The 12,943-nt window shown below is 42.0% G+C and carries 14 protein-coding genes and 1 tRNA gene; 13 read left to right on the top strand and 2 right to left on the bottom strand.

From position 1 onward, the window contains the following. Positions 1–28 precede the first annotated feature (28 nt). The 4 genes from ACSLP7_RS02570 to ACSLP7_RS02555 all read left to right on the top strand — a co-directional run bounded on the left by ACSLP7_RS02570 (position 29) and on the right by ACSLP7_RS02555 (position 3,413). Positions 29–1,300, top strand: coding sequence for an erythromycin esterase family protein (locus ACSLP7_RS02570; RefSeq protein WP_435577858.1), 1,272 nt, complete (start codon positions 29–31; stop codon positions 1,298–1,300). Positions 1,301–1,387: 87 nt separating this feature from the next. Continuing rightward, positions 1,388–1,813 carry a hypothetical protein gene (locus ACSLP7_RS02565; RefSeq protein ID WP_435577856.1) on the top strand — a complete coding sequence of 142 codons (426 nt, stop codon included), beginning with the start codon at positions 1,388–1,390 and terminating at the stop codon, positions 1,811–1,813. 121 nt (positions 1,814–1,934) lie between these two features. Further along, positions 1,935–2,693 carry a thioredoxin domain-containing protein gene (locus tag ACSLP7_RS02560; protein ID WP_435577855.1) on the top strand — a complete coding sequence of 253 codons (759 nt, stop codon included), beginning with the start codon at positions 1,935–1,937 and terminating at the stop codon, positions 2,691–2,693. Between the two features lie 129 nt (positions 2,694–2,822). Then, the gene (locus tag ACSLP7_RS02555) at positions 2,823–3,413 is read left to right on the top strand and encodes an aspartyl/asparaginyl beta-hydroxylase domain-containing protein (protein ID WP_435577854.1); all 591 of its coding nucleotides are present in this window, start codon (positions 2,823–2,825) and stop codon (positions 3,411–3,413) included. Between the two features lie 74 nt (positions 3,414–3,487). Here the strand turns inward: ACSLP7_RS02555 and ACSLP7_RS02550 are convergent, their stop codons facing one another. Next, positions 3,488–4,219: a bacteriorhodopsin-like gene (locus ACSLP7_RS02550; RefSeq protein WP_291184874.1), complete on the bottom strand. Its 732-nt coding sequence runs from the start codon at positions 4,217–4,219 to the stop codon at positions 3,488–3,490. Between the two features lie 104 nt (positions 4,220–4,323). Here ACSLP7_RS02550 and ACSLP7_RS02545 point away from each other — a divergent pair, with 104 nt between their 5' ends. Both ACSLP7_RS02545 and ACSLP7_RS02540 read left to right on the top strand, forming a co-directional pair. Further along, complete coding sequence (locus ACSLP7_RS02545) at positions 4,324–5,208, top strand: Brp/Blh family beta-carotene 15,15'-dioxygenase (RefSeq protein ID WP_435577853.1); 885 nt, start codon at positions 4,324–4,326, stop codon at positions 5,206–5,208. A 48-nt stretch (positions 5,209–5,256) separates the two neighbouring features. After that, complete coding sequence (locus ACSLP7_RS02540; RefSeq protein ID WP_435577852.1) at positions 5,257–6,486, top strand: cytochrome-c peroxidase; 1,230 nt, start codon at positions 5,257–5,259, stop codon at positions 6,484–6,486. A gap of 51 nt (positions 6,487–6,537) precedes the next feature. On the opposite strand, the gene ACSLP7_RS02535 is transcribed toward ACSLP7_RS02540, so the two are convergent. Beyond that, complete coding sequence (locus ACSLP7_RS02535) at positions 6,538–7,557, bottom strand: M28 family metallopeptidase (protein WP_435577851.1); 1,020 nt, start codon at positions 7,555–7,557, stop codon at positions 6,538–6,540. 218 nt (positions 7,558–7,775) lie between these two features. Between ACSLP7_RS02535 and ACSLP7_RS02530 the strand changes: the two genes are divergently transcribed. The 7 genes from ACSLP7_RS02530 (at position 7,776) to ACSLP7_RS02500 (ending at position 12,925) form a co-directional block, all read left to right on the top strand. Then, complete coding sequence (locus ACSLP7_RS02530) at positions 7,776–8,180, top strand: hypothetical protein (protein WP_435577850.1); 405 nt, start codon at positions 7,776–7,778, stop codon at positions 8,178–8,180. A 3-nt stretch (positions 8,181–8,183) separates the two neighbouring features. Then, positions 8,184–9,980: a hypothetical protein gene (locus ACSLP7_RS02525; RefSeq protein WP_435577849.1), complete on the top strand. Its 1,797-nt coding sequence runs from the start codon at positions 8,184–8,186 to the stop codon at positions 9,978–9,980. 78 nt (positions 9,981–10,058) lie between these two features. Then, a tRNA-Ser gene (locus ACSLP7_RS02520) sits at positions 10,059–10,143 on the top strand. A gap of 431 nt (positions 10,144–10,574) precedes the next feature. Next, the gene (locus tag ACSLP7_RS02515; protein WP_435577848.1) at positions 10,575–11,177 is read left to right on the top strand and encodes a hypothetical protein; all 603 of its coding nucleotides are present in this window, start codon (positions 10,575–10,577) and stop codon (positions 11,175–11,177) included. A gap of 61 nt (positions 11,178–11,238) precedes the next feature. Further along, on the top strand, positions 11,239–11,622 hold the full coding sequence (locus tag ACSLP7_RS02510) for a hypothetical protein (protein ID WP_435577847.1): 384 nt from the start codon (positions 11,239–11,241) through the stop codon (positions 11,620–11,622). A gap of 35 nt (positions 11,623–11,657) precedes the next feature. Continuing rightward, on the top strand, positions 11,658–12,155 hold the full coding sequence (locus tag ACSLP7_RS02505; RefSeq protein WP_435577846.1) for a hypothetical protein: 498 nt from the start codon (positions 11,658–11,660) through the stop codon (positions 12,153–12,155). Beyond that, positions 12,152–12,925, top strand: coding sequence for a DUF6624 domain-containing protein (locus tag ACSLP7_RS02500; protein WP_435577845.1), 774 nt, complete (start codon positions 12,152–12,154; stop codon positions 12,923–12,925). Before ACSLP7_RS02505 ends, ACSLP7_RS02500 begins: the two co-directional genes overlap by 4 nt. Positions 12,926–12,943 lie beyond the last annotated feature (18 nt).

The following is a 12,943-nucleotide window of genomic DNA, read 5'->3' as shown; positions in this document are numbered from 1 at the left end:
CAATGTTGAACTAACCGCTTACTAAACCATGAAGTATTGGAAATCGCTCCTAACTATGGGGCTGCTGTGCGTTGCACTGAATGCCTTTGGGCAAAACTACCTGAAAGACCATCAAATTAAAGTTCAAACTTTTGATGCTATTGACTCTAACCGGTTGAGTCAGCACATTGATAGCATTGCAGACAATGCTCGGATCATTGGCTTGGGAGAAGTCAGTCATTACACCAAGGAATGTTATTTGTTCAAAGCAGCCATAATCAAACAACTCATTGCGAAGGGTTACCAAGGTTTGGTTTTGGAAGTTGATTTTGGACAAGCCCTGCTTTGGAACAATTATGTGACCAAAGGAATCGGGAACCTAGATGATTTGATCGCGGAAAGTGGCTGGTTTACCTACCGTACCGAGGAATTCAAAGCTTTGGTAGCTGCCATAAGAAATCACAATGAAAGTACGGCAACACCCTTTCAAATCTTTGGAATGGAAATGACCGCTATCAATCACAACTTGGCTTGGTTGATCAATTACTTTAAAGACTTACCAGATTCAGCAGATTTGATGACCGCACTGCAAGAGGAACGCCCAATAGTAGCTTTTCAACAGCATACCGAAGCGCAAGTGCTCAGTTACTGGAACCTTTATTATTCGGTCAAAAATCAATTGGAAGCTAGTCAAGATCAACTCATTGAGGCTCATGGAGTACAAGACTTTGCCATTGCCCAGCGTTTGGCAGAGATCTTAAGACAGTACGCTACTTACGTGGCTCAGGACGAGTTCTTTCTACAAGTGGAATTACGGGATCAATTCTCTGCCCGCAATGTTTTGTGGACTCTTGAGCAATTAGGAGAAGACTCCAAGATTGCTATTTGGGCCCATAACGGTCATGTGGTTAAGAAGTCTGTCTTGTTTGAGTACGATATTTTGGGCTATTACCTGAGCAATTGGTTTGAGCAAGACTATTACAGCATTGGCTTCACCTTTAATTCCGGCAGCTTTGGTGCTTTTGGCTCTCAAGGCTTTCAAGAGTGGGAACTTCCTGAGGTAACGGACGTTTCGGTTACAAAAGAACTCGGTGCCTTGGATAGCCCTTATACTCTAGTGGATCTAAGAACGAGTTTAGACCGCATGGATGCACAGACGCGAGAAGCTTTAGGCGTGCCGGTTCCCATCCGCAGCGATGTATCAGAATCTTATACTCCCGGTGGAGACGGGCTTATGGAGCTCAATTTGTCTAACTCTTATGATGCTTTGATCTATATAGATAAGACAAGCTATCCCACAACCATTCCTTGGAAGCGCTAAGCAATCGCTTTGACTTTTAATAAGATAGCAGTCGGTTTAGACACTTAAATTCCTTAACTTTAAGTACAATTAAACCAACAACGTATTATGAAAAACTTAAAAAATTCCCTCTTAGCCCTTGGGGTAGTAGCCTTAGGCTTTGCCGTTTATGGTTTCACCACTGCGGATGAACCCACAACACCGACTGTTGAAACCGTGACACCTGTAGCCGCTCCTGCCAGTTCTATTTCTTTAGACAACGCCCGTTTACACCGAAATCTGTATCTAGAAGAGAATCCAGAAGCTGCTTCTGATTTTACTTTTGACTACGAGCAGGTAAAGCAGTTCATTGAGCATATTGAATACCGCAAATCTCAAGGTGAAGATGTAAGCAAGATCCGCGTTTATCTTTCACAATACGAGAATGGTAAGAATACCGCCTTTATTGCTCCTGTGAAAGAAGACGGAACTCCCAATTACGATATTGAAGTGATCAATCTTGGACAACAAGGTCATCCGCCAGGACACTACTAGGCTGTTTAAAACTTTATAAAACGCAAGCTCTCAACGGCTTGCGTTTTTTGTTAGAATACCCGTTATTGGGTATGGATTGCGGCTGCTTTTAGGCCGTAATTTGTTTTCAAATAATAGAATCATGAGAAATTTTTGCACCGCCTTATTGGTACTTTTTGGATTGAACTCCGCCTTTGCCCAAACAGAAATCAGCGACTTTGAGATAGAAGATAGACTGCTGGTCAATAACGACCGCCTTATAATAATGGACTTTTACGCCACCTGGTGTGCGCCCTGTAAAAGAATGGAACCCATCATTGCCCGCTTAGAAGAAGAATTCCCTAATGTGGACTTTTACAAGATGGACGTGGATAAGAATGAAGCCGATGATGTTTTAGAAGTAGAATCCATCCCAACCTATATCTTCATTAAGAACGAGGAGAATTTGGAATGGGTTGAGGGCGCTATGTCCTATGAAGACATGAGAGCCAAAATTTTACAGTATACCGGAGGAAGTGGTGGCTCAGGCAACGCACCGATCACTTCTGTAACCGACGATTTTGACCCGGATTATTACCACGGGGATTCTGACGAGTTCAGCTCAGCGAAGATCCGCAGTTTGTCTGGAGATTGGAGCGCTTTGAATTCTCTGGCTTGGCACGCTTATCTTGAACACAATGACGTTCAGGTATTGCTCAAAGCCATTGATATTACCAAACAATCCATTGAGCTGGATGAGAACTACTTCAACGTTGATACTCTGGCCGCTTTACTCTACAAGACCGGCAACTATACCCGAGCATTGAAAGAGGCCAAACGCGCAATTACGCTGGCCAAGCAAAGTGGTATGGACTATACGACAACCACGGAGCTTATTGATAATATCATCGATAGGATGTAATCCATCTTAATAAAATAATCAAAACCACCCTTAGCGGTGGTTTTTTTGTAGGTATAAACCCCTGTTTTAGGGGCATTCACTTGTGCTAGCTATGGTATTTTATATCTTTAAAATACTAAACAATTCATAATGTCCACTACCGCTAAACAAGTATATAAAGATCGCATTCAACTGCCATTTCATTTTGATGCAGCAAAGATCTATGAGGAATTCAAAGCCTTACAACGCAATCAATTTGAGTATTATGACGTGGTGCCGATGCGTTCTCCGGCACATTTGGTGGACCGCTCTTTGCCGTTTCCGCCGCCGGCGGAAGACTATGCGGACGGAACCTGGTGTGATTGGTTGAACAATCCCGAGTTAGAATCATCTCCCTATACCAAATCCATCTTGGAACAGTTTCAAGAGCATGCTACCGTCAATTTAGTGCGCTTGCTACGCTTGGCTCCCGGAGCCATTGTAAAAGAACACACAGATCCTACACTGGGAATTGAAATAGAGCGCTCTATGGTGCGTTTAACCATTCCGGTATACAATGCGCCAGGGGTAGAGTTTTACCTCAATGACAGCTTACTAACTATGAAACCAGGGGAGTGCTGGTATTTGCGTTTGACGGATCCGCATCGCATCATCAATGCCAGTTCAGAAGAACGTGTGAATCTCACTATAGATATCATTCCCAACGCTTGGTTTAGAGACCTATTAGAAAAACATCAATAAATCAAAAAACCCTCCGCGATAGCAAGGAGGGTTTTTCAAATGCCACTTAGGCATTACAACATAAGTGGGTTATACTATTCGGCAGTCGAAGTTTGTTGTACAGCAAGGTTATAGATAACCAAACCGAACCCGATCTTGTTGATCGCATCTGCGATGTTGTAGAACACATCCATGCTCAATCCACCAAAGATTCCTTCATACCATCCTGGCGTACCGGCCATGTATCCTATAGGGTAGATAGCCCATCCTACCAATACGAACCAGCAAAGGATCTTGTGTGAACTTGCAACGGATCCTCCGGCAGCTTTGGCAAGCTTTGCAGCTCCACCCAGCCAGATCTCGTACACAATAACAAAGTAAGCAATACCAGATACAAGACCCCACAACCAAGCGTTGTCTCTATCCACTCCTTCTCCCCAGTATCCTGTGACAAGCATCACTACAGATAATAGGATCAGTTTCCACATTAGGGATTTCTTGGCTCCTGCTACCTTTAATATTAGGTAGAACTCCACACACATGAGTGGTACAGTTAGGATCCAGTCCACATAACGGAAGAAAGTTGGAGACTCCATATTGGTTGCCCAATAGTCACGCATGTACCAATAGTGTACTGCAGCAATGAACGTGATTAAACCAGAAACGAGAATCGAAGTCCTCCATTTGCGGTCAAAACTGCCCATTGATAAAAAGAAGAAGGCAGAAGCTGCCATCATGGCCATACACCCTACAAAGAAGGTGAAGCCTACGTAATCGTCTGGCGCCAATTTAGGTACCAGTGAAATAAGGTTAGCAAAATTTTCCATATACGTATGAATTATTAATAAATTTGTTGAACTAAAATTACGAATAATTAAACAAAAATTGGTTATTTTGTTTAATAATTTAACATAGCAGTTAAACAAAAACCATGGTAAAAACCCGCGAAATACTGATTATTATTACGTTTTTCAGCTTATGGCTTACCAATTATTTTGCTGCGGGTTCACAGTCAATTTTAGCATTTTCACTCCTTTTTTCTGTAGGTTTAATACATGGGTCGAATGATTTACAGCTTTTAAACAAGACCTTTTTCAAGACAAAAAGAGCTACTTTTTTCACCCAGCTGGGATTGTATCTATTGGTTGTATTCACTGCCTTCGCCTTGTTTTTTTGGTTGCCGGTGGTTGCCTTGACACTCTTTATTATAGTTAGCGGATATCATTTTGGAGAACAACACTGGGATGAGTTTTTTGGCAGAAGTGCCTGGAACAAAATGTTTTACGCTTCTTACGGGCTTGGAATTCTGTTCCTGCTCTTTTATTTAAATCCAGAAGACACAACAGCGGTCATTGAACAATTAACCGGATTTACCGTTCCAATTCAGTGGTTTGTTTATGGGCTAATGGGGTCAGGAGTTGTTTTTGGCCTATTACTTATAATATATACCTACCAGCAAAAGATAGCACCTGCGAAGCTAGCTCAGGAGCTACTTTTATTGGTTGTTTTTACCATCTTGTTCTATTGGGCATCTTTGGTTTGGGCCTTTACCATTTATTTTATTTTTTGGCACAGTGTTCCTTCTATAAAGGAGCAAGTGCATTATCTCTACGGGAAGGTGACCAAGAAGAGTGTTTTGAAGTACCTGCGCGGTGCGGTTTGGGTTTGGCTAATCTCTATGGTAGGATTGTTAGTTTTCTTTAAGCTGATGGAAACTGGAAACCAATCCTTTTTGACCATTTTCTTTTCTTTTTTAGGCGCTATAACCTTTGCCCACACAGTGATTATCTCTAGAATGTTCGATCAGCAAAATTGAAATTAAACCTTTTTGGTATTTTGTAGTCCAAGTACAAACTACTGAACAATGAGATTATTCCCCAAGATGGCCCTTGTGGTGGCCTGCTTTTTATTTTTTGCTTGTTCCAATGACGATTCCTACTCAGATGCTACAGACGATGGCGATACCCAAAACGACAATGACGATCAATCCGGAGGCGACACCGATACTGGTGGCGACGACACGGTAGATCTGAGCCTTTACTTTGGCGGCTCTATTGATCTGGATAATCTGGCTAACTATGCCGATCAGGATGTCCCTGACTTTATTGATCTGGATCAGACTGGCCCGGATTATATTACAGATGCCGCCGCTACCCTGGGCCGTGTCTTATTTTATGACACCAATCTTTCGTCTGATAACACCATTGCCTGTGCGAGTTGCCACCGACAAGAAAACGGCTTTTCTGATTTGGCCCTGGCCAGTAGCGGAGTTAATGGCAGTACAGGAAGACATTCCATGCGACTCATCAATTCTAGATTTTCTAATGAAGGTCGATTCTTTTGGGACGAGCGTGCCTTGTCTTTAGAAGACCAGAGTACTCAACCTATTAGGGATCACAACGAGATGGGCTTTTCAGGAGAAGCTGGAGCCCCAGACTTTGATGATCTTTTAGCGCGTTTGCAGGATATTGAGTACTATCCGCTGCTCTTTACGGCGGCTTTTGGAGATGATTCTATTACAGAAGTGCGTATGCAGCAAGCTTTGGGACAATTTATAAGTAGTATTCAATCCTTTGATTCCCGCTTTGATGAAGGCCGAGCCACTGCACCTAATGATGGTGCGCCTTTCGCGAACTTTAGTGCTCAGGAAAATCAAGGAAAGCAATTGTTCCTGGCGCCTCCTGATTTTAACGGAGCTGGAGAACGCATTGGTGGAGGAGTAGGTTGTGCTGGTTGCCATCGCGCACCGACCTTTAGTATAGACCCGGCTAGTTTAAACAATGGCGTGATTGGCGTATTGAGTGACCCAGGTGCTACAGATCTGACCAATACCCGCTCTCCGAGTTTGCATGACGTTCAGAATAACGGGCCGTTCTTCCACGACGGATCTGCCAGTTCTTTGGCAGCTGTAGTTGAACACTATAATAATGGTATTGAGCTCAACGCCAATTTGGATCCGCGTTTAAGGCCTGGCGGAAATCCGCAGCGATTGAACATGACCACAGCAGAGATTGATGCGCTCATTGCCTTTCTAGAAACGCTATCAGGCAGTGAGGTCTATACCGATACAAAATGGTCTGACCCTTTTCTATAAAACAAAAAAAACCGGCGCAAAGCCGGTTTTCTTTAAAAGTCTTGTTTGCCTTTATGGCTTTACCTTGTCCGCAGTAATGCGTCCGTCGCGGTTGGCAACCTCCCAAGCGGTAAGGAAGATCAACTTAGTACGTTTTGCAAACAGTTCATAATTGATCTTGTCTGCAGTATCCGTGATCTTGTGATAGTCCTCATGCACTCCGTTAAAATAAAAGATCACAGGCACTTCGTTCTTAGCAAAGTTGTAGTGGTCTGAACGGAAGTAGAATCGGTTTGGATCATTTTCCTCATTAAAGGTATAATCGATATCTAGATTCACGTAAGTATTGTTCACCATTTCTGAAACATCATGCAGTTCTTGGCTGAGTCGGTCACTACCAATAAGGTAGATGTAGTTTTCACCACCACCTCTTTTGTCAGGAGTAACTCGTCCGATCATATCAGTATTAAGGTTACAAACCGTGTTTTCTAAAGGATATATAGGATTGTCTGTGTAGTAACGTGAACCGTATAGTCCAATTTCTTCACCAGTAACGTGCAGGAACAAAATAGAGCGTCTTGGACCGTTACCGTCTTTTACGGCTTGTTGGAACGCCTGAGCCATTTCCAATAAGGCCATATTACCCGTTCCGTCATCGTCCGCGCCATTGTAGACGTTTCCTTTCTTATCAATACCGATGTGGTCGTAGTGAGCGGAAAGTACGATTACTTCATCCGGGAATTCTGAACCTTTAATAAAGGCAAGTACATTGTCTGATGGCTTTGGATCTCTCGCTCTGGTAAAATATTCCGCTGGAACCGTTTGTAAGTATTCATCTGCGCTTACCCCTCCGGTGATACCTTCTGCCTTGTAGAAATCAATAAGATATTGAGCCGCTTTCTTTTGACCTTCAGATCCTGTCATACGCCCTTCCATGTCATCCGCGGAAAAAGTATAAAGTCTAGATTTAAGTTCATCAACGGTAATGGATGCTGCGTAATCTAAGTTAGTCTTTACAACTTTTTTATTGTTCTGTGCTGGTCCGCAGCTAATGATAAAGGCCGTCATTAAGGCCATTAAAGTATACTTCATGTTCCGATTTTTATTGTTGAAGTGATTCTCGCTGCATCTATCTGCAGCGCTAAAAACCGAGTAAAGATAAGGCAATCCCCAAGTTTTTCTGTGAAATATTTGTGAAAACCAAACCTAAAGTAGAGCAGGGGAAAACCCCTGATTTGTAAAAATACCCGCTAATGGCGAGGAATATTTGCCGAGCTCCTGCTATCTTTAAGTCAACTAAACGCACTACCATGGCACTGAAGCATACTACCGAAATTCCCCTTGACGACCTTCCCCAGGCAAAAGCACTCTATGAAGATTTAAAAAGCCAGAAATGTATATTGATGATCGTTCTCGGTGATTCGAAGGCTACTCAAGACGGCGTTCAGATCGCTGATGACCTTGCTCCAACTTCACCGGGCAATTTTACTCGTAAAGTAATGTGGGTCAAAAATCACACGGTACTCAAAGAAGAACTGGAGCCCTATTTACATGCAGCTGAGATCATTAAAGACGATACGCCTTATGAGGAGATCAAATGTTTTTGTTTGACCCTCTCGCCGCGCAAAGCGCAAAGCCGTATTCACAAAAATGGTGTTATGGATTACATCCGCGTAGAACAACTATATATAGAAGCCGAATCGCAATCCCTTTAAATCATGAGAATTTTACTCACCCTTTTGCTGCTTGCCTTTACCCTCACGACAAGCGCACAACAGTCCATTATTACTATTACAGAAAAATCAGGAAAGAAGATCACTGACATTCCTCGTAGTGGGGAACAGGTGGTTGATATTAATTCTGAGTTGACTTTAACCATTGACAAAGAGGCTTTAAAGGCAAAGATCGTTGACAATATTCCAGAGTTGCAGGGCAGTTTTGATTTGCAAACACAAATTGATCAGTTTGAAGCCGCGCTTAATTTTCAAGATCAAGTACTCACGGCCATGGAAGGCAATCTAGAAGATGCTGAAACTATGGATGAATTATACGCAGGTCTTACAGGTTTTTACAATTATTTAGGCAGGCAGGGAACTAACTCCCCGATTTATAAAGAAACTGCAAGTCTTCTAAACCGGTATTTCAGTAATGACGTGAACACATTCGTTGCTGGTCAGAAGGTCTCCAAGGAATACTACGTGTTTACCCATCTCAATGAGGAATTGAGCAGTTTGAAAACCGAACTCGCAAAGCAGCCGAACACCTCTTATTTTGTGAGCATGACGGCCTATTTACAAACAGAATTTGGCAAAGCAGGACGTGTACATATTGAGAATTTTGACAATTATGCTTTGCAAGAGTTTTATGAGGTGCCGCGTTGGGTTACTACCTTATCTCCAGATCAGTTACAAAGCCTGAAAGAAATACAAGCCCAAGCTCAAGCCAATAATGAGCGGCGTGCAGATCTATTTGAGGAACTAAAAACAAAGTTTCTAGCGGCCTTGCCGGATCTAAAATGTGCCCAAGAGGCCAAAGCTAATATCACAGCCTTTCTCACAGACGGAACGGTCTCTAGCCGTTTGAGTACTGCGGTAAAGGACAAGGCACAGGAGCTCATTGTTCAATATGAACAGATTGTAGGGCTTATTGAAACAGTAAAAACCACAGTCTCTGGTTTAAGTGTGGATACGGTATTTGAGATTTACGGCCTGATAGATCAAGTTAAAAAGCAGGCGGAATCAATTAAAAATGTCTTTACAGATTTTGATGCCTTGATTCAAGTGATTGCTGGGATACAGGCCGAGGTAGATGCACTCTCTGATGAAGTGAAAGACTGTGTTAAGAAATTGAGCAATTTTGGTGCTGCTTTTGACCAATTAGTGGGGATACTCAAAGGTCATCAAGATCGCTATCAAGACAATTTAGAGCTTGGAAAAGAGGTGAAACGCTTTACCGTGGACAACATGCCTGCTGAAGGCTTTTTGCCGCTTAAACGCTCTGGAAAAAGGGAAGACGGCGACCGATTGGAGTTGAATTTGCTTTTGGGAATTCCTAAAGAAGGGAAGGACCCGACTAGTACTAATCCAGATGATTATGATTTGATCAAATTAGAGCCTTGGCTCTTACAAATGCAGACCCTGGGATTTTATTCCCGAACCTATGTGGGGCTCATTATGGCAGATCCTTATAATGCCGACAGTCTTTCTGGAGTGGAAGCCCTACAGGAACGTCGCTTTTTATATGCACCCTCTGCCGGATTGCTGCTCAAAGTAGGCTTGCGAAATTCTCGTTTTTATAACGATTTTTTAAGCCCAGGGATCGGAATATCCATCTCGACTCCAGATTTTGATACCAATGGAGATCCCGAGTTTGGGACCGGTTTGGTCCTAACCGCTTTTAAGAACATACTGAGCATTGGAATCAATTATAATGTGACCTTGGATGTACCGTATTGGTCCTTTGGAGTGAACTTACCGTTCAATCTGCCTGGCATTCCAATTAACCGCCCGCAGTAGCGCGCTGAAATGATCTTTAAAAAACAACACTTTTCTTTTTTATAAAACAAAGGAGTGATTATATTTGCAACCGCTTAAGGAGAAATGGCAGAGTGGTCGAATGCGGCAGTCTTGAAAACTGTTGAGGGTCACACCTCCGGGGGTTCGAATCCCTCTTTCTCCGCAAAAGGAAACCCGCAACGAGAGTTGCGGGTTTTTTAATTTAAGGCCGCGGCAAATGCTTGCATTTGTAAGCGGTCGTAATTAAAAAACCCAAACGGCTTTGCCGTTTGTAGGTTTATATGATTGCTCAGGAACCCCCTCTGGGATGCTTCACGAAGTGAAGCAATCCCAATGCTTGCATTTGTAAGCGGTCGTAATTAAAAAACCCAAACGGCTTTGCCGTTTGTGGGTTCAATGCTTGCTCAGGATTCCCCTCTGGGATCACGAGCGTAGCGGGTAATCCCTTTACCGCTTTCCTAAGCACACGTATTTAAAGTTGTCTCTATGTATTTAATCCAACCCAGAAAAAGACAGGCATAAATGTGTGCGAATCTAAAGTGATCAAGTAGTGATTTCCTTGCTCGAGTTGTTCTATTACAAATAAGTATCTCTATGATCATTAGTAAATCCAAGATTTTCCTGCTTGCCATAGTTGTTTTATTCTCTATTAACCAGAATATTGCACAAGAGCTATTTACCGAAGTAGGCGTTGGGATTGGGAATGTAATTGGAGAGGAACACAGAAAGGGCAAGGCAGAAATCTACTTTAACGTGATAAAACCATTTAGTTTTGGTGAAGTGGGTCTGGATATTGCCACTGGTGGAAATTTCATCCCAGGCAACATAAGCGGCATTGAAGATGGTGTTGAAATCTTATCGCCCAACGACGCTAAATATACCGCTGTTACGGCTTTTTATCGTTTGTCGATTTTCAAGAACTTGTACTTAGAGCCCCGAGTTGGATATGCGTCACTTTATTATTTTATCAATGCAGATGACGACAGAAAAATAAGTAAGTCCAACTTGGCTTATGGCCTCGGAATTGGTGCTACTATTCTTAAAAACTTTTCCTTATCCTTGAGGTATCAGCATTTAGGAACCACTCCGAGTTATGAAGGAACTAAACAGAGTATTACCATTATTTCAAATTCCGAAGCATTAAATTTGGTGCTATTACGAGTGGCATATCGATTCAATTGGAATTCTATTTTTTAGATTGATCCACTATCACTATCGTGTTAACCACTATAAAAAGAAACCTCGAATTTATCATAGCATGAAAGGATCCTACTTTCTTTTGTTTTTACTTGTAACTGCTCTTTATTCCTGTGATGAGCAAAAACTGGGTGATGGGTATTTCTATTTGCCTAAGTATGAAGCTGTAGATATAGGATATCCGGAACAAGAGGCTATAATTTATAAATCTGATCAGCAATATTCTTTTAATGAGGTCATTATTCGTGGTGATGTTGTTGCCGTTAAATCAGACGAGCGGTTTATTATTGCCAAGCGAGACTCCTTGCTGCATAACGGGCAAAACTTGGGAAGAGAAGATTTCTTTATAGTTTTAAAGGAGCAGGATAGCGTTCTTGGGCCGCTCTCTGAATCTAGTTTTGAGAAAACACTTATTGAACTAAAGATTAATCTTAACCTTAAATAGATATAATCAGGAGTAAATCGAATCAGAATAATCTAATGAAACGAACTTTAATATTCCTCCTAAACACTTTATTAATTGCGGTATGCTCCTATGGTCAGAATACTCAAAATGATCTAAAATCAGAACTTATTGGAACTTGGGAGTTTGTAGAATTAATAGACGCCCAGAACAAAAAAATAGATACCATTTTTCACAACATACCTGGTATGGCCAAGGCCGGGTGGGAAATTCCAAAAGGACCACTGTTGCGCTATAATTCGGATGGAACTTATGCTAAAGAATTTACCCCAGAAAATATTGATACAGGCAAATGGTATTATGATAAGAACAAGAGTTCGATAATTCATCTACTTTACTATGATAAACCCTATGATGAGTTTGCGCAGTACTTAATAGATGAAGGTCATGCCCGAAAGGACGATAACGGAGACTATTATGAGGTGATCACAAGCACAGTAGATGAAATAACAGCAGATACACTTGTTTTAGTCGAACGCGACGACAGGCGCAGAATATATAAGAAAAATCAATGAAAAGAATAATTGTCTTAATCCTCTTTGGACTTTTAATAATCAGCTGCAAAGAGAAAATAGCAGAACAGCCAGTAACTCCCAAGGTGGTTTTTAATCAAGAGCTGGCTAATGAACTCGAACAAATGGGCGAGGTAGATCAGCTAGCTGCACGTCATGCTTATCCACCAGAAGGCTACAAGCATCTCGATCTTGAACAGTGGAAGGCCGTTAAAGACAGTATCTATAAAAACAATCAGCGCAGGTTAATAGAAATTCTGGAGGCCTATGGCTATCCCGGTTTTGACCTTGTTGGCGAGGCCGGAGAGAGTAACTTCTGGGTGATAGTGCAACATTGTGATCACGATCCGGAGTTCCAACAAGAGGTATTAAGTCTTATGAAAGTTGAGGTTGATAAGGATAACGCCAGTCCTCAAAATTATGGCTTGCTTGTTGATCGTGTAAACTTGAACACCGGAAAGCCCCAGGTTTACGGTACCCAAGTGACTTACAACCACGATATTGCACAAGCTATTCCTATCAATTTAGCAGACAGCGTTACAGTCAATGATAGAAGGAGTGCTTTAGGCATGGAGCCTTTGGAGGTCTACTTGAATGATATGACCCTGATGCATTTTGAAATGAACAAAGAATTCTATGCAAAAAAGGGATCACCGAACCTACATTGCATAAAACACAATAAGCGTAATCATAGTGTAATGAAAAGAATATTCGGAATCTTATTAGTGGTAAATCTTACTCTTGCCTGCCAAGAGCAACAGAATACCTTTTAGAATTAATGAAAGACAAAC

It is taken from the genome of Gilvibacter sp., assembly GCF_965601605.1.
In the GTDB taxonomy this organism is placed as follows: Bacteria; Bacteroidota; Bacteroidia; order Flavobacteriales; family Flavobacteriaceae; genus Gilvibacter.
Note: the sequence above shows the minus strand (reverse complement) of the source record. Positions and strands in the feature narration are given on the sequence as shown.